Origin of the sequence: Paracoccus nototheniae (assembly GCF_004335005.1) — a bacterium.
Classification (GTDB): domain Bacteria; phylum Pseudomonadota; class Alphaproteobacteria; order Rhodobacterales; family Rhodobacteraceae; genus Paracoccus; species Paracoccus nototheniae.
In genome coordinates this window covers 1-15,377 of record NZ_RQRT01000012.1, presented here as the reverse complement: position 1 = coordinate 15,377, position 15,377 = coordinate 1, and the positions used below count along the sequence as shown (strand labels likewise).

Below are 15,377 nucleotides of genomic sequence, written 5' to 3'. Positions count from 1 at the left end.
CGCTACGTAGCCACCGCCAATGCTGTGGGCGTGCAGCGACGTGTAGAGCCATTACAGGCTTCATCAGCTACTTAGGCAATAGAGCGGGTTGGCCATCTAATCTCAGTTGAAGCGCCTCATGCTCCAGGTGTTCCGAGCGAGCTGCTCCGTTTTTTTGCTCGCGCTCCCGGCGGGCAGCAAGCCGTGCCTTTGCGGCCATCGATCGGGCAGGATCGTCTCGGGCGAAGATTGTACGAAGCACAGGCGCTGAACAAAGGACCTCTGCCTGTCTTTCGTTGATGATCGCGGTGCTTACTAGCGAAGTTTTAGTCGAAATCTTCTTTTTCGAGGGCGCGTCGGGGTTCAGTCGCGCCTCGATCGCTTCGAGGCGGTGCATGATAGCCGCGGATATCTGCGCCCCCGCTGCGTCATCGAAAAGCTCGGACAGATCTAGGACATCTTCGCCCTCTACGTCATCCAGCAGCGCCGCTCGATTGATGGCAGCCACGTGATGCCGTCCCAAGCCAATGGCGGCCTCATGGATTAATTGCTTTCGAAGGCCCGCGTTCTCCGGGCGCAGGAACAGTCCTTTCATGCCCTCGAAGTCCTGCATAAAAATTCCAGTGTTCGCGCTGGCTTTGAAGGCAGACAGGCGGACACGCGGAGATTTTGCTGTACAGAGTTGGACGATGAAGGCCCGAACATCCGGATCATCCGCGTGAAGGCTGGATGCGATCGTCGTGAATTTCTCGATCAGCGAAGTGTTCTCACTTTGCCGTGCAAAAATGCTCAGCATCAGCTCGTGGAGTTCGGTGCGGGAATTGGTGATGCTTCTGAGGAAGTAGAACAGGTCAGTGCGCTTGGTCAGGTCAATGTCGTCGGCGAGCAGCTTCTGGCAAAGGATTGCCGCAGTCTCTTGGTCGGCCTTTTTCAGGATCGAGTGCCTCTCGCGCCGATTTCTATAGCGTTCATGCAACCAGCCGGAGATTTCAAAGGGATCGCCTTCGAGCAGTGTGCGATACATGCGGATGGCCATAGGGTTTTCTCTGAAAAGCGAAAACTCCCGGTAGTAGGTCGCAAAGCATGATCCTTGGAGGTCGGCTCCATCGAAATTGGTGCTGCTGTCGAAGATGATGTCGGCACCGTAGCCGCCTCGCAGGTCTGCGCCGCGAAAGTCAAACCCGCGCAAATCGGCCCTCGAAAAGTCAGTATCCCGGAGGTTGCTGAATCGAAAGTCCCGCGCAGGGTCCAGGCACAGCGCCACGCAAGCTTCCCAGAATTCGCCAGATGTCGCGGCGACGCCCTCGAAGGCCGCTTCAATATCTCCAGGATCCAGGAGTTCCTGAAGGCTTGCCTCACTCCTCATCTGGCAACTTGACATTCGCGGAAGACAACGTGATTTCGCCAACGTATTTTCCGGATCCGCGTAGCGCGGAATCTATCGATTTCGCGATGAAGATATCCAACAGCCGGCGCTGTGTCGTATTGAACCTTTCAAAATACTTCCAGGAAATGAGGTCCTTCACGACGTTGCCAATTGCGACATCCCTTTGCCTCACGGTCGCACGCGCCAGTACAGCTGTTCGATTGGCTCGCTCTGTGCGAGTGAACCGCACCAAGCTGTCACTTTCCAAGTAAGTCCCGTCGAGCTGGCTTTTGTCTGCTTCGCTGACTTCCCAACGCAAGTTCGGCAGCGCTTTTACTCGGTGGTGCACGAGGCGGTCATGTGCGGTCAGGACGGTTTCCCGCCGCACCGACGCCTCGACCTCGCCTGAGGCAGAGGCTCCTAGCGATGGACCGATAATGTCGAGATTTGCCTTTGCTGACGCTTTGAAAGCTGTGGCTACGTCATTTCTCTGGGTGACAACCCTGTCCATCTCAAAGATTGGTTGTTTGCGAGGCTCGCCGAAGCGGCTCCCGGGCACAGGCGTTGCTCCTTCAAGGGCGAGCGATAGCGTCAACTTCGATATCGAGATTGAGGTGGTTCGGTTTGTCTGAACAGTTTGCGGGCGTTTTCTAAGTGGATTTCCGCCTCGGTTACGCCGCCACCGCTTCCGGCGTCGGCTGGTGGAAATAGGCTTGATCGGGGGTTCTTCCGTCAAGCGATGAATGCGGGCGGCGGCTGTTGTAGAAGCCAAGATAGCGCCGGATCGAATTTCGGGCCTCTGTGACGCTGGCGTAGGCGTGCAGATATACCTCTTCGTATTTGATGGTCCGCCAGAGGCGCTCGACGAAGACATTATCCCGCCATGCTCCCTTGCCGTCCATACTGATCCTGATTTCGCGGGTGGCCAGCACTTTGATGAAGTCGGCAGAAGTGAATTGGCTGCCTTGGTCGGTATTGAAAATCTCTGGCTTGCCATGGCGCGCCAGGGCCTCCTCCACAGCCTCTATGCAGAAGTCGGCCTCCAGCGTGATCGACACGCGCCAGGCCAGAACGCGCCGCGTGAACCAGTCCAGCACGGCGGCAAGATAAATGAAGCCGCGCGCCATGGGGATGTAGGTGATATCCATCGCCCAGACCTGGTTGGGCCGGGTGATGGGCAGGGCGCGAAGCAGATAGGGGTAGATCTTATGCCCCGGTGCCGGTTTCGAGGTGTTGGGTTTGCGATAGAGCGCCTCGATCCCCATCCGCTTCATCAGCGTGGCAACGTGCAGTCGCCCGACCTTGAAGCCTTCCTGGACCAGCAGCCCCTGCAGCATCCGGCTGCCCGCGAAAGGGAACTCCATGTGCAGCTTGTCGATCCTGTGCATCAGCTTCAGATCGGCGTCCGACACCGGGCGAGGCTTGTAATAGACGCTGCCCCGGCTGATCCCCAGCACGATGGCCTGACGGCTGACGCTTAACCTTGCCGTGGGATCGATCATCTTTTTGCGCTCGGCAACAGACCCGCCTTTCCGAGCGCGCCGGACAAAAAATCATTCTCCAGCGCCAGCTCTCCGATCTTGGCATGCAGTGTCTTCACGTCGATCACAGGGACCAGTTCAGCCTTCGGCGTATCGCCAAAGACACCTGTCGCACCTTGCAGCAACTGGTCACGCCATTGCTTGATCTGGTTCGGATGGACGTCAAAGTCCTGCGCCAGCTCGATCAGAGTTCGCTCACCCTTGATTGCCGCTACAGCGACCTTGGCCTTGAAGGCCGGGCTATGGTTCCGGCGCGGTCGTCTCGTCATGGTCATCTCCTCGCTCGCAGCATCATGCTGCTGTTGCGCGGAAAATCCACTTATCCCGGCTGTTCAGTTTTCCCGAGCCACCTCAGATTTCGCAGGTCTCGTCACACAGATCTACATCTCCCGAGGCGAGCCGCAATTCAACGATGCAGTCCAGCTCACATTCGCGCGCGGCTGAAGGCTCCACGCGGATGACCAACTCGCACAGCTCGGAAACAGCATTCCTGGTATTCATATGACCTCCGCGGCTACCGCCAGTATTAAACCCCGCGAAGCGATCGACACCCCCGCTTGTGACGTCCTACGTGGTGCATTCCTGCTCTTCAGCCGGTTCGACCAGTGGCTATGGTTAGGATATGTGAAAACTGGCCGCACCGGAACTTCGCACTGCGCCTATGAAGGCTCTAAAGCGTTTCTGCAAAAACCGGAATCATGGGATTCCCAAAGGGGTCTGCTTGTGATTCATCCTCCCAGAAAGGATGAATCATGTCAGCACCTTTACCGAATGCGCTGCGTGCGCGGTTCAAGGCTTGCATCGAGGAGGGTTTGAGCGGGCGAGCTGCGGCGGCGCGATTGAAGCTCTCGCCTGCAACGGGTTCACGTTGGGCCCGGGCGATCCGGCAGCACGGCAATGCAGCGCCTGCGCCGCAGGGGCGGCCACGCGGGCGCGGAAAGCTTGCACCGCATCAGGCCTTTCTCGAGGAGCTGGTCGCTCAGGATCCGGATATCACGCTCTATGAACTGCGCGATGCACTGGCCATGGCCGAGGGCGTGAATGTGCATCACTCCTCGATTGCGGCGCTGCTCAAGCGGCTTGGTTTCACCTATAAAAAAAATCGTTGGTGGCCTCCGAGCAGCACCGCGCCCGCGTAAAAAAAGCCCGGCGCGAGTGGCAGGAGCGGCGCATTCCCTTCATGCGCCGCCAGCCCGAACGGCTGGTCTTCATTGACGAAACCTCCGTGAAGACAAACCTGACCCGGCTGCGGGGGCGCGCCTGCCGCGGTCAACGGTTGCGGATGGACGCGCCTTTCGGTGGCTGGGGCACACAGACCTTCATCGCAGGCCTCACGTCGGAGGGGCTTATCGCACCCTGGGTGATCAAAGGCGCGATGGACGGCTCCGCCTTCGCGACCTATGTCCGCGACGTCCTGGCCCCGGAACTGACGCCCGGCACGGTCGTCATTCTCGACAACCTGGCCACTCATCGCAACGTCGAGGCCGCCGCAGCCATCCGAGCCGCCAAATGCTGGTTTCTGTATCTGCCGCCCTATTCACCCGACCTGAACCCCATCGAGCAGGCGTTCTCGAAGCTGAAGGCGCATCTCCGCAAAATAGGCGCACGAACCTTCGGTGACCTGTTCAAAGCCCTTGGTGACATCTGCAGCATGTTCTCGCCCGAAGAATGCTGGAACTACTTCCACGCTGCAGGCTATGTGTCAGGTTAAAAGCGAAATGCTCTAAGAGGGTATGGTATGTCGAGCGGGCTAGAGATCTCTTCTAGACACGAAGTAAACCTACGTTGACATACTTAGCAATAATATCTATATATCCCCTTGCGACCCGTCATGCCGCGTGCAGGGCGAGCGCAGCGGTGACCCGGGCCTTCAACGAGGACGGTTGCCAGCCGCACACAAAAAGCTGCTCCTATGGGGCAGTTTTTTGTGTATTTAGACTACACGGATCCTGTAATTCTGCCGCAGTCCCTCGGCGTTCTCCTCGCCTCGGCGAATCCACATCCGCGCATATGCAACGACATCGGCTAGCTGAAGCATCCTAGACGCAGCCGAGTCGATCTGCGTGGCGTGCGTCACGGCACGAAATCGACCGTCCCTCTTTTGGGCCGTCGCGATTGCCGACATAAAGTCCGGATGGGTGTTCTGTTCGTTCCGGTCCAGAATAAGCTCCACGTTCCCGATGTTCCGGTCGCGGATATTGTTTTCGTTTCTAAACTGCTTGGCGGCAATCTTGACAGCTTCGACGACGTCGTTCGCATAGATCTGCGGCGCCGTCCCGACAGTCGATGTACCCAAACGGTTCAGCATCACCATTCCATTTGGTGTCTCCGTCTGCGCGAAGCGCGCCAGCAGGCTCTGCAGATACTCATGCTGAAGTCCTGCTGCATGCAGTTCATTCACGTTCGGCTCCAGAAGGTCACTAAGCGACTTGTCTGTCCTGCCTGCATCCCGTGCCCATAGCATGACACACCCCAAGGCGAAGTTCGGCTGACCTGCCGTTCCGCATTCGTCGATGAAACACAGGATCTTTTTGTTAAGCCGTGCCATTAGTGACCCCCGTTCGCGTTCGCTTCCGCTTGGGTGCCTCGACAACGGATTTTAGCGCTCTCCTCTCCTCTCGCTCCTTGTCAAATTTCGGCTGCAGTCTCTTCAGCTTCGCGATCAGGCCGTCGAGGTGGTAGGTGTTCGAACTCCAATCCCCGAAGGATGTCAGCTGCTGCTCCCGCCTAATCAGGCCACGGTCTTCTAGTTTCTTGACGTTAATGCGAAGGGTGTCAGTCGTGATACCCATCCGTTGCGCCAACTCCTCCTTTGATGGAAAGGGCGGGCGGTCGGGATTGATATAGTAGCTTAGGAGCTGCACGATGATGTTGAACTGCGTCGTATTGATCCCAAGCGCTGCTTGACTGCGAACCAGGATATTCGGGATCGCCGTGTAGCCGTGGTCCCAGACCTTTGCTCCGAAGATCTTTGCGCCCGAGGACAGTACACGTTTCGCGGTCGCCTTTGCGGCGGGCGTGGGTTTCGTAAGTACAGGTGTTGTTGTTTTCTTTGCCATCTTGGGCCTCCTGACCTTTGGATCTACGCAGGTCAGCGGCAGCGCTCAATGCAGCAAACGCATCTCGCGATGCCGGGTTTTCGCCCTCACCGGAACTCCATCTATCCCGCTATCTCAAATTCCGCTGCTTGTATACACGCTACTTAGATGCTGGGTTTTCAGGGAGGGGGTGGGGGCGAGAATCACGCAAATGGTGGCCTTGAAAACCTCGCATCGATAGATGGCGATTTTTCGGCTAACGCTCGGTCTCAGGCCTGATTTTAGCACAATTTGCGGTAGGCTCAACAACAACCAGCCTTGCGTCCTCTTTGGGTGCGGCGGCCGCCAAGCTGGCGCACATCCATGACCTGTCGCACCCGACGATCAAGGTCACCCGAAACGGCTGACCCGTCAGCCAAGCTCCATCCAGTGAACCTTGCCTTCGGCATCGGCCGCGAACAGCCAGCCGGGCACGGTTGCGACTGCCAGCGCCTCGATTGCGGGTCCTGGCAGCTGCTTGAGGATCTTTGGAATGGCATCTTCAATTGCTAGGTCGAAAAGATCAGGACCGCAATCGGGGAATTTCAGGGGCGACTGCCGGTGCCGCGCTCTGATGTTTCAGGCCGCGCGGTTTCGGGCCGCCTGTCGCCCAGTCGAGCAGTTCAACTGTATGGACGATCGGGATGCCGGTGACGGACCCGATCTGCATCATGCAGCCTATATTGCCCGCCGCAATGACCTGCGGGCCTGTCGCCTCGATAGCGGCGACCTTGCGGGTTTTCAACTGCGCGGAAATCTCGGGCTGCATCAGGTTATAAGTGCCCGCCGAGCCGCAGCAGATATGGCTGTCTTTGGGTTCCACCACCTGAAACCCGGCAGCTTTCAGCAGATCTTTGGGCGCGGTCCGCACCTGTTGGCCGTGTTGCAGCGAACAAGCGGCGTGATAGGCGACGCGCAGCGGATCGGCGTGGGTGGCATCGGTGATGCCCAAATCGGCCATCACCTCGGACACATCTTTTGCCAGCGCCGAAACGCGCGCGGCATCGTCAGCCAAGGGATCGTTGCGCAGCATATGGCCGTAATCCTTGACGGTGGTGCCGCAGCCAGAGGTGTTGATGACCAGGGCGTCCAGCCCCTCGCCGTCGATTTCAGTCATCAGGGCGCGGATATTGGCGGCGGCCATGGCGTGGCTGTCGTCGGTCTTGCCCATGTGATGCGTCAAGGCACCGCAGCAGCCCACTCCTTGCGGGATCACCACGTCACAGCCGTGGCGGCGCAGCAGGCGGATGGTGGCGTCGTTGATATCGGTGTTCAGCGCGCGTTGGGCGCAGCCGATCAACAGGGCGACACGTTTGCGGCGGGGTCCGGTCGCGGACAGGGTCTGGGGCCGGTCGTTGAGGCTGGGCGCGGGCAGATGGGCGGGGGCCATATCCAGCATCGCGCGCAGACGGGGATCGGGCACCAGTTTGCGAAAGGGTCGCGCAAAACGTGCCGCCACCAGCGCCAACCGGAACCGCGTTGGATAGGGCAGGATCAGCGCCAGCACCCAGCGCAGGGCCCGGTCATCCCAGCGGCGTTTGTAATTTTCGTTGATATATTCGCGGGCGTGATCGATCAGGTGCATGTAATGCACCCCCGACGGGCAGGTCGTCATACAGCTAAGGCAGCTTAGGCAGCGGTCGATATGCAGGACTGTTTTTTCATCCGGCACCTTGTTGTTTTCCAACATATCCTTGATCAGATAGATCCGGCCACGGGGGCTGTCCAACTCGTCGCCCAGCACCTTGTAGGTCGGGCAAGTGGCGGTGCAGAACCCGCAATGCACACAGGACCGCAGAATTTCGTTCGACCGGGCGGTATTGGGGTCGGCAAGCTGCTGGGGCGTGAAATTCGTTTGCATGTCAGATGTCCATCAGGCCGGGGTTGAAAATGCCCGCAGGATCGAAGGTCCGGCGCAACGCTTGGGACAGTTGCGCCACGCCTTTCGATTGGGGCGGAAAGACGGGGCTGGGAAAGGCGCTGTCAGCGGCGCGGCGCATCAGCATCGCCTGACCTAACGCGGCGCCCCGGCGCACGGCCGCGGCGTCGCCGCTGCCGCGATACCAGATCAGACCGCCACCCCAATCCAGCGACAGATCACCGCCCAGAGCCTGCAGCGCGGCAGCGGTCGCAGGCGCATCGGTCGGCTTGACGAGAATGCGCCACACCGCATCGGCGGTGCCAGCAAAATGCGACAGATCGCGCAGGCCGCGCCACAAGTCCCGGCTGCGCGCATCGGAAAGCGTGTCGATTTCGCGGTTGCGGAACAAAGTTACCAATTGATCGCGGCGGTAATCCACCTGCCGCGACAGACCTTCGATGCGCAGCCATGCCGTGCCGTCGTGAAAGGCCGCGCCCGACACTTCGAACGGGGTCGCCAGTGCGGTAGAGAAGATGGCGACCGCGTCGGCTACCGAGACACTGGGAAATGCCAGCGTTTTCTGGCTTTCGGCCAAGGGCAGGGTTTTTAGCGCCACTTCGGTCAGCACGCCCAACGTGCCGTAGGAGCCGCACATCAGCTTGCCCAGATCCATGCCGGTGACGTTTTTCATCACCCGCCCGCCGTTCTTGACTACCCGGCCCCGGCCATCGACGAACCGCACGCCCAGCAGATGATCGCGGCAGGCCCCTGCCCGCAACCGGCACGGCCCCGAGACATTTCCCGCGACCATGCCGCCAATCGTCGGCACCCCGTTCGACCCCAGCAATCCTCGGTGATCCATCGGTTCAAAAGCAAAGGCCTGACCTTCGGCGGCAAGGGTGAGGGTAATTTCATCGATTGGTGTGCCGGTGCGGACGATCAGGGTCAGTTCGCCGGGTTCGTAGGTCACGATACCAGACATCTGACGGGTGGTCAGCGCGGTATCTCCGGCGGCGGCGGCGTTGCGGATGCGCGTGCCGCCACCGGCGATGCGCAGGGGCCGCGCGTTGGCGTGGCAATCGGCGACAAAGGTCGCCAGTTCCGTCTCGTCCCCCGGTGCGATGCTGTGTGCCATCAATGGCCGGCCGCCGCGCGGTCGCGGTGCGGGCGGCTGGTTTCCAGCGGAAAGACCTTTGCCGGGTTCAGCAGCCATTGCGGATCAAAGGCATCTTTTATTTCCATCTGAATGGCCATGTCGTCCGCGCCATATTGGCTGCCCATCAGGTCGCGCTTTTCGATACCAACGCCATGTTCGCCGGTCAGACAGCCGCCAACGTCGACACAGAGCCGCAGGATGTCGTTGCCGCAAGCCTCGGCCCGTTCCAGATCGCCGGGGGTATTGGCATCGAACAGGATCAGCGGATGCATATTGCCATCGCCCGCGTGAAAGACATTGGCAATTTTCAGCCCGTGTTCCTTGGACAATTCACCGATCCGGCGCAGGGTAAAGGACAGTTGCGACACCGGCACCGTGCCGTCAAGGCACAGATAATCGCCCAATCGGCCCATCGCGCCAAAGGCCGATTTGCGGCCTTTCCAGATAGCCAAAGATTCCGCCTCGTTCCGGCTTGATCGGAATTCGACCGGATGCAGGTCGTCGGCGATCAGACGGATGCGTTCGATCTGATCGGTGATTTCCGCCTCGGAACCTTCGACCTCGACGATCAGCATGGCCGGGCAGTCGGGGTAGCCGGCCTTGGCGAAGTCTTCAACCGCGCGCAGGCAGACATCGTCCATATATTCAATGGCGACCGGCAGGACGCCGGACCGGATGATCCGGGTGACACATTCGCCTGCCGTTTCGGCGCTGTCGAAACCGATCAGCATCGGGCGCGCGCCCTGCGGACGGGGCAGGATGCGCAACGTCGCCTCGGTCACGATGCCAAGCTGACCTTCGGACCCGCAGATCAGGCCCAGCATGTCCAAGCCCTGCCCGCCAAAGGCTGCGCCGCCCAGTTCGACGATCTCGCCATTGGCCAGCACCATCCGGACGCCCAGCAGATTATTCGTGGTAACGCCGTATTTAAGGCAATGCGCGCCACCCGAATTCATTCCGATATTGCCCGCGATGGTGCAGGCCAGTTGCGACGATGGGTCGGGGGCGTAAAAGAAGCCTTCGGGTTCCAGTTCGGCGCTGACCGACAGGTTGGTGATGCCGCTTTGCACACGGATGAACCGGTTAGCGGTGTCGATTTCCAGAAAGGCCGACAGCCGCATGGTGCCGATCACGACGCTGTCGGCGGTGGGCAGCGCGCCCCCCGCCAGCGAGGTGCCCGCGCCGCGCGGAATGACCGGCACGCCCAGATCGTGACAGACCCTCATCGCTGCCGCGACCTCTTCCGTCGTGCGGGGCAGCACGACGGCAAGCGGTGCACAGCGATAGGCGGTCAGCGCGTCGCATTCGTAAGCCCGCGTTTCATCGGCATCCGAAATGATCGCATCGGCGGGCAGGACCGCGGCCAGCGCGGCAACAATATCCGGTTTGCGGGCGATCAGACCGGCATTCGGGGCGGGCATGGCAATCGTTGACACGGGTGTGGTCCCTTTCATTGTTCAGAATTAAGGCAGGCGGATGGTTGCGGTTTTAGTTGCCGGGCAAGACCGTGCCAGACAGCGGATCACCAATGCCAAGGACAAAGAACCCGATGCAGACCAGCAGCCCGGAAAACACCAGATAATAGATCGTCGGCAGAATAGTGATGCGCAAAGTCGCGCCTTCTTTACCCAGCAAACCAACGGTCGCAGATGCGGCCACAACATTGTGGATGGCGATCATGTTCCCGGCGGCAGCGCCCACCGATTGTGCGGCCACCATCAATGCCGACGACAGCCCCAGACCTTCGGCCACCGAGAACTGGAACTGGCTTAGCATCAGGTTGCTGACCGTGTTCGACCCGGCCAGAAACGCACCCAAAGCCCCAACTGCCGGGGCAAAGAACGGATAAACCGACCCCACCTGCGTCGAAACCCAGTCGGCGACCAAAACCGGCATGCTTTGCAGGTCATTAGCGTTGATGCCCGAATTGATCATCACCCGCACCATCGGCACGGTAAAGATTAACACGAAGCCTGCGCCCAAGAGTGTGGCGCTACTTTCACTGACCGCTTTGGTAAAGCCGCTGAACGACATGCGGTTCATCACTACCGTCACCAGGCAGATCATCACTAGAATCCCTCCGGGCGAGAACAGCAGTGAAAAATCACCGTTTATTCCTTCTTCGCCCAGCATGCCGCTGAATGCGATATTGGCGGATTTCAGCAGATCGCCAAAGGGCGCGATGGTCCGGCTCAGGACCAAGACGACTGCGAGGATCACATAAGGCGCCCATGCCAGTGTCAGCGGGATCTTGCGCTGCGCCAGATCGTCCAGCTTGAAATCGACCTTACCGAACCATTCCTTAGACCAGTCGGCGACCGGCGGAAAATCCCACGTGTCGCGCGGCACCAAAATGCCTTTGCGGGCGGCAAAGGTCATCAGCGAAAGACCGACCAGGCCGCCGATGACCGACGGGAATTCGGCACCTAAAAAATACGCCGACAGGACATAGGGAATGGTCATCGCAAAGGCGGCGGCGATCGCAAAGGGCGCAATCGACAGACCCTCGGTCCAACTTTTATTCCTACCGAAAAACCGCGTCATTACTACCACCAGAAACAGCGGCAAAAGGGTGCCGCAGATGGCATGCAAAACTGCCACTTCGGAGGTGATGATGTGGAAGAACGCGTCCCAGTTTGATCCGACCGCATCTAGTTCGCCGCCAATGGCAGTGCGATCAAGGCCGGTCTGCACGCCGACGATCAGCGGCGTTCCGACCGCGCCGAAGGATACTGGCGTTGATTGAATCATCATCCCGAATACAACGGCGGCCATGGCCGGGAACCCTACCGCCACCATCAGCGGGGCTGCGACCGCAGCAGGCGTGCCGAACCCCGACGCGCCTTCGATGAACGAACCAAACAGCCAAGCAATCAGGATGACCTGAATGCGGCGATCAGGACTGATCGCGGTAAAGCCCGAACGAATGGTTGAAATTGCCCCGGAATGTTTCAGCGTGTTCAGCAACAGAATGGCGCCAAAGATGATCCACAGCAGACCCGCGCTTTGCACAAGGCCCTGCAATGTCGATGCGACGATCCGGTTGGCGCTGACGCCCCAAGCGGTAATCGCTACGACCACCGCAAGCACATAGACCAACGGCATCACGTATTTCGCGGGCACCCTGAAACCGATCAGCAGCACCCCTGCCGTTAGAATCGGCAAAAACGCCAATAGCGCCAAAACACCTGTCGACATCTGGCCATTTCCTCCCTGAAGGTGGATTCCCCGGTCGAGACATCAGAACCACACGGAACTCGACATGTTTTTTTGTAAAAATCGGCCAGCCCTCCCAGACCAGCGATGATTGTTGGTAAAATAATTTTACCAAAACTGTCAAGGAAAATGCAGAATGGCCATTAGCGCATGATTGTTTCACGGTGGCATTCTGCCACGCTATTGCTGACATAAACCAACGAAAGACCGTGACCCCGATGAGCGACCCCAGACCCAACCGACCGGAAAAAGCCGCCGACGGGGCAATGACCCGAATCGAGGATTTGATCCTTGAAGGATCCCTGCGTCCGGGGGAAATGTTGCTGGCCGAACGCGAACTGGCGCTGCGGCTGAATGTGTCACGCCCGACCCTGCGCAACGCGTTAAAGACACTGGAGGACCGGGGCCTGCTGGTCAAGGACGGGCGCGGTATGAAGGTGGCCCAGATCGGCGCGCAAAGTATCACCGACCCGCTGATCGCCTTGCTGGCCCAGCGCAGCGATGTGGCAGACGATTACCTTGAGTTTCGCGATATCGTCGAAAGTTCGGCCGCCGCGATGGCGGCAGAGCGCGCCAATAAACCGGAAATCGCACGGATCCGCGACTGCATCGCTCGTATCGAGGGCGCGCATGATCGCAACGATTCTGTCGAGGAAGCCGACGCCGACGCCGAACTGCATCTGGCTATCTATGAGGCGAGCCATAATCTGGTTATCTTGCAGATCATGCGGGCTCTATCGGGCAATTTGCGCACTGATGTTCTGCATAACCGCCAGCGACTGTTCACGCTGCCCCTTGTGCGCGATTTGCTGCGCGATCAGCATCTGGCAATCGCCAATGCCATCTTGGAAAAGCGCGCCGATGATGCGCGGGCCGCCGCCCATGCCCATCTAAGCTATCTTCGCCGCGCCACCAAAGAGATCCGCGAGGCCGAGGCCAAGCTGGATATTTCATCACGGAGGCTGGACCGGGGCGGTCTTACCGCGCTGAAAGGGCCGAACCGGGGCGGGTCGCCGGAAAACAGCCCCGGCAGGACTACAACTAAGTGATAGGTTGGAGAACCAACCAACGATTGCCCCTGATACGCGCCAGTTTGTTCCGCAGTTTTGTGCTGATGCTGGGCTGGAGCACGGTTTCTTGAGACAGCGTCGAGCGCTACTTTTCCGTAGGAACGGGGGTAGAGCATGGACGACAAGAACGAGTTGAAACCTGGCGCGACGGAGGCCTCGGCCGCGACGACGCGCGTCTCACACGCTGGCGGCGGCGGGGCCGAGGCTGGTCGAGGCAATCGCTTCTCGGCGAAGAGGAAGCTGGTCGCGGTGCAGCGGCTGATGCGGGGCGAGAGCCTCGAGACGTTGTCGCGGGAGTTGAACGTGCCGGCGCATCGGTTGTCGGAATGGCGCGACCGTGTCCTTTTTGCGGCCGAGACCGCGCTGAAGGAGCGCGAGCGCGACGCGCGCGATGAGGAGATCGCCCGGCTGAAGACGAAGGTAGGCGACATCACCATGGCCAACGAACTTCTTTATGCGAAGATCGAAAAGCTGGAGGCGGGCCGCCCTGTGACCCGGCCCAACGGCCGCCGCGCGGAGAACCGTCACCGCCCGCCCTGCGCCGACCCCAGATTGGCTGAAATCTGCGCCGCCGCCGTAGCAACCATGACTCCGATCCGGTCGACGGCCGCATCGGTCATGCGGTTTGTCGGGCCCGATACCGACACCCCCGCCACCGCCTCTGCGTAGCTGTTCACGATCGAGGCCGCGACGCAGCGCATTCCCAAGGTGCGCTCCTCGTCGTCGAAGGCAAAGCCGCGGCGGCGGATCAGGGCGATGTCGGCATGCAGCGCGTCGGCATCCACGATGGTCTTGTCGGTAAACCGCGTGAAGGTCGCATCGCGGACGAACATTGCCAGCCGTGCCGGGTCAAAGGCCGCCAGCAGCGCCTTGCCTATCCCCGAGGCATGCAGCGGCGACCGGGTGCCCGGCGGGAAAAAGGCACGGATTGTCTGATGCGTCTCGACCTGACTGACGAACAGCACGTCGCCGTCGCGTTCGATGCCCAGGTTCGCCGTCTCTCCGGTCAGGGCCATCAGGTCGCGCATTACCGCACGGCTGCGTTCGGCGATGTTGGTGCGCCGCAGGAACGCCGATCCAAGGCGGAACGCCTCGGGGCCGATGAACCACTCCTGCCGGTCGGGATTGTTCTCAACATAGCGGCGGTGTTTCAGTGTGGCCAGAACGCGGTGCATGGTCGCGGGCGACTGATCAAGATGCGTGGACAGCCCGGTCAGGGTGATGCCCTCATGCGCGGCCAAAGCCTCCAGCACGTCCAGCCCGCGGTCCAGGGCCTGGATGCTGGCCGCGGGCTGATCGGCCTTGCCCCCCTTGGGACGGCCCCGCTTGCGTGCCGGCTGCTGCATCGGAATCGCCCTTTTTTGCACCTACGATCGTACTAAATTATTTTCATGAAACCCAATTTTCGACAATGGAAAAATGGTTCGCTAATGATTTTCCTGCGAAAACCTTATTAAATTTGTATTCAGGAAAACCATTTCAAAAAAATTTACCGGTTCCCCCGCCCGTGCTACACCTTGTCGCATCAAGGAGGAGCCGACTGTGAGCACCCAGAACCCGATCTTCATTCCCGGCCCGACGAACATCCCCGAGGTGCTTCGCAAGGCCGTCGACATGCCCACCATCGACCATCGCAGCCCGATGTTCGGCAAGATCCTGCATCCCGCGCTGGAGGGCGTGAAAAAGGTCCTGAAATCGACGCAGGCGCAGGTCTTTGTCTTTCCCTCGACCGGCACCGGCGGGTGGGAGACGGCGATCACCAACACCCTGTCGGCGGGCGCCGCGGTGCTGGCCACCCGGAACGGGATGTTCAGCCACCGCTGGATCGACATGTGCCAGCGGCACGGGCTGGATGTGCAGGTCGTGGATCAGCCCTGGGGCGAGGGCATCCCCACCGACCGGTTCGAGGAGATCCTGACCGCCGACACCGCCCATCGGATCAAGGCCGTCCTGGCCACCCATAACGAGACCGCGACCGGCGTTCGGTCCGACATCGCCGCCGTCCGCCGCGCGCTGGACCGGGCGGGCCATCCGGCGCTGTTGCTGGTCGACGGGGTCAGCTCGATCGCCTGCTATGATTTCCGGATGGACGAATGGGGCGTCGATGTGGC

The 15,377-nt window shown here is 60.1% G+C and carries 13 protein-coding genes and 1 pseudogene; 4 read left to right on the top strand and 10 right to left on the bottom strand.

Annotation, left to right across the window (positions count from 1 at the left end; genetic code table 11):
* Window positions 1–67: 67 nt before the first annotated feature.
* The 3 genes from EG885_RS07025 to EG885_RS07015 all read right to left on the bottom strand — a co-directional run bounded on the left by EG885_RS07025 (window position 68) and on the right by EG885_RS07015 (window position 3,155).
* Window positions 68–1,345, bottom strand: coding sequence for a pentapeptide repeat-containing protein (locus EG885_RS07025; RefSeq protein WP_207392220.1), 1,278 nt, complete (start codon window positions 1,343–1,345; stop codon window positions 68–70).
* Window positions 1,335–1,904: a hypothetical protein gene (locus EG885_RS07020; protein ID WP_131573774.1), complete on the bottom strand. Its 570-nt coding sequence runs from the start codon at window positions 1,902–1,904 to the stop codon at window positions 1,335–1,337. The genes EG885_RS07025 and EG885_RS07020 overlap by 11 nt, the downstream gene beginning before the upstream one ends.
* Before the next feature lie 112 nt (window positions 1,905–2,016).
* A protein-coding gene (locus EG885_RS07015; RefSeq protein ID WP_242679540.1) for an IS3 family transposase occupies window positions 2,017–3,155 on the bottom strand; the annotation gives its coding sequence in 2 pieces (ribosomal slippage) (window positions 2,017–2,889 and window positions 2,892–3,155; 1,137 coding nt in all).
* Between the two features lie 483 nt (window positions 3,156–3,638).
* Between EG885_RS07015 and EG885_RS07010 the strand changes: the two genes are divergently transcribed.
* A protein-coding gene (locus EG885_RS07010) for an IS630 family transposase (RefSeq protein WP_131573773.1) occupies window positions 3,639–4,597 on the top strand; the annotation gives its coding sequence in 2 pieces (ribosomal slippage) (window positions 3,639–3,980 and window positions 3,983–4,597; 957 coding nt in all).
* A 222-nt stretch (window positions 4,598–4,819) separates the two neighbouring features.
* Here the strand turns inward: EG885_RS07010 and EG885_RS07005 are convergent.
* The 6 genes from EG885_RS07005 to EG885_RS06980 all read right to left on the bottom strand — a co-directional run bounded on the left by EG885_RS07005 (window position 4,820) and on the right by EG885_RS06980 (window position 12,178).
* On the bottom strand, window positions 4,820–5,434 hold the full coding sequence (locus EG885_RS07005) for a DUF3800 domain-containing protein (RefSeq protein WP_131573772.1): 615 nt from the start codon (window positions 5,432–5,434) through the stop codon (window positions 4,820–4,822).
* Window positions 5,421–5,945 carry a helix-turn-helix domain-containing protein gene (locus tag EG885_RS07000; RefSeq protein ID WP_131573771.1) on the bottom strand — a complete coding sequence of 175 codons (525 nt, stop codon included), beginning with the start codon at window positions 5,943–5,945 and terminating at the stop codon, window positions 5,421–5,423. The genes EG885_RS07005 and EG885_RS07000 overlap by 14 nt, the downstream gene beginning before the upstream one ends.
* A 541-nt stretch (window positions 5,946–6,486) precedes the next feature.
* On the bottom strand, window positions 6,487–7,824 hold the full coding sequence (glcF, locus tag EG885_RS06995; RefSeq protein ID WP_131573770.1) for a glycolate oxidase subunit GlcF: 1,338 nt from the start codon (window positions 7,822–7,824) through the stop codon (window positions 6,487–6,489).
* A 1-nt stretch (window position 7,825) separates the two neighbouring features.
* The gene (locus EG885_RS06990) at window positions 7,826–8,959 is read right to left on the bottom strand and encodes an FAD-binding protein (RefSeq protein WP_131573769.1); all 1,134 of its coding nucleotides are present in this window, start codon (window positions 8,957–8,959) and stop codon (window positions 7,826–7,828) included.
* On the bottom strand, window positions 8,959–10,401 hold the full coding sequence (locus EG885_RS06985; RefSeq protein WP_379107755.1) for an FAD-linked oxidase C-terminal domain-containing protein: 1,443 nt from the start codon (window positions 10,399–10,401) through the stop codon (window positions 8,959–8,961). The genes EG885_RS06990 and EG885_RS06985 overlap by 1 nt, the downstream gene beginning before the upstream one ends.
* Before the next feature lie 67 nt (window positions 10,402–10,468).
* On the bottom strand, window positions 10,469–12,178 hold the full coding sequence (locus EG885_RS06980; RefSeq protein ID WP_131573767.1) for an L-lactate permease: 1,710 nt from the start codon (window positions 12,176–12,178) through the stop codon (window positions 10,469–10,471).
* Between the two features lie 236 nt (window positions 12,179–12,414).
* Here EG885_RS06980 and EG885_RS06975 point away from each other — a divergent pair, with 236 nt between their 5' ends.
* Together EG885_RS06975 and EG885_RS23445 are read left to right on the top strand one after the other, a co-directional pair.
* Window positions 12,415–13,245, top strand: coding sequence for an FCD domain-containing protein (locus EG885_RS06975; protein ID WP_165571062.1), 831 nt, complete (start codon window positions 12,415–12,417; stop codon window positions 13,243–13,245).
* 135 nt (window positions 13,246–13,380) lie between these two features.
* A pseudogene (locus EG885_RS23445) lies at window positions 13,381–13,671 on the top strand (hypothetical protein); the annotation flags it as partial.
* 119 nt (window positions 13,672–13,790) lie between these two features.
* Here the strand turns inward: EG885_RS23445 and bhcR are convergent.
* A complete protein-coding gene (gene bhcR / locus EG885_RS06970) occupies window positions 13,791–14,612 on the bottom strand; it encodes an HTH-type transcriptional regulator BhcR (RefSeq protein WP_131573766.1) in 822 nt (273 codons plus the stop codon).
* Window positions 14,613–14,808: 196 nt separating this feature from the next.
* Between bhcR and EG885_RS06965 the strand changes: the two genes are divergently transcribed.
* A partial coding sequence (locus EG885_RS06965; RefSeq protein WP_131573765.1) for an aminotransferase class V-fold PLP-dependent enzyme occupies window positions 14,809–15,377 on the top strand: 569 nt, incomplete at its 3' end.

What these genes read in the sequence shown, in the direction of transcription:
- EG885_RS07025 (WP_207392220.1), bottom strand. Translation starts at nt 1,345, where the DNA reads ATGAGGAGTGAGGCAAGCCTTCAGGAACTCCTGGATCCTGGAGATATT.
- EG885_RS07005 (WP_131573772.1), bottom strand. Translation starts at nt 5,434, where the DNA reads ATGGCACGGCTTAACAAAAAGATCCTGTGTTTCATCGACGAATGCGGA.
- EG885_RS07000 (WP_131573771.1), bottom strand. Translation starts at nt 5,945, where the DNA reads ATGGCAAAGAAAACAACAACACCTGTACTTACGAAACCCACGCCCGCC.
- glcF (WP_131573770.1), bottom strand. Translation starts at nt 7,824, where the DNA reads ATGCAAACGAATTTCACGCCCCAGCAGCTTGCCGACCCCAATACCGCC.
- EG885_RS06990 (WP_131573769.1), bottom strand. Translation starts at nt 8,959, where the DNA reads ATGGCACACAGCATCGCACCGGGGGACGAGACGGAACTGGCGACCTTT.
- EG885_RS06985 (WP_379107755.1), bottom strand. Translation starts at nt 10,401, where the DNA reads ATGCCCGCCCCGAATGCCGGTCTGATCGCCCGCAAACCGGATATTGTT.
- EG885_RS06980 (WP_131573767.1), bottom strand. Translation starts at nt 12,178, where the DNA reads ATGTCGACAGGTGTTTTGGCGCTATTGGCGTTTTTGCCGATTCTAACG.
- EG885_RS06975 (WP_165571062.1), top strand. Translation starts at nt 12,415, where the DNA reads ATGAGCGACCCCAGACCCAACCGACCGGAAAAAGCCGCCGACGGGGCA.
- bhcR (WP_131573766.1), bottom strand. Translation starts at nt 14,612, where the DNA reads ATGCAGCAGCCGGCACGCAAGCGGGGCCGTCCCAAGGGGGGCAAGGCC.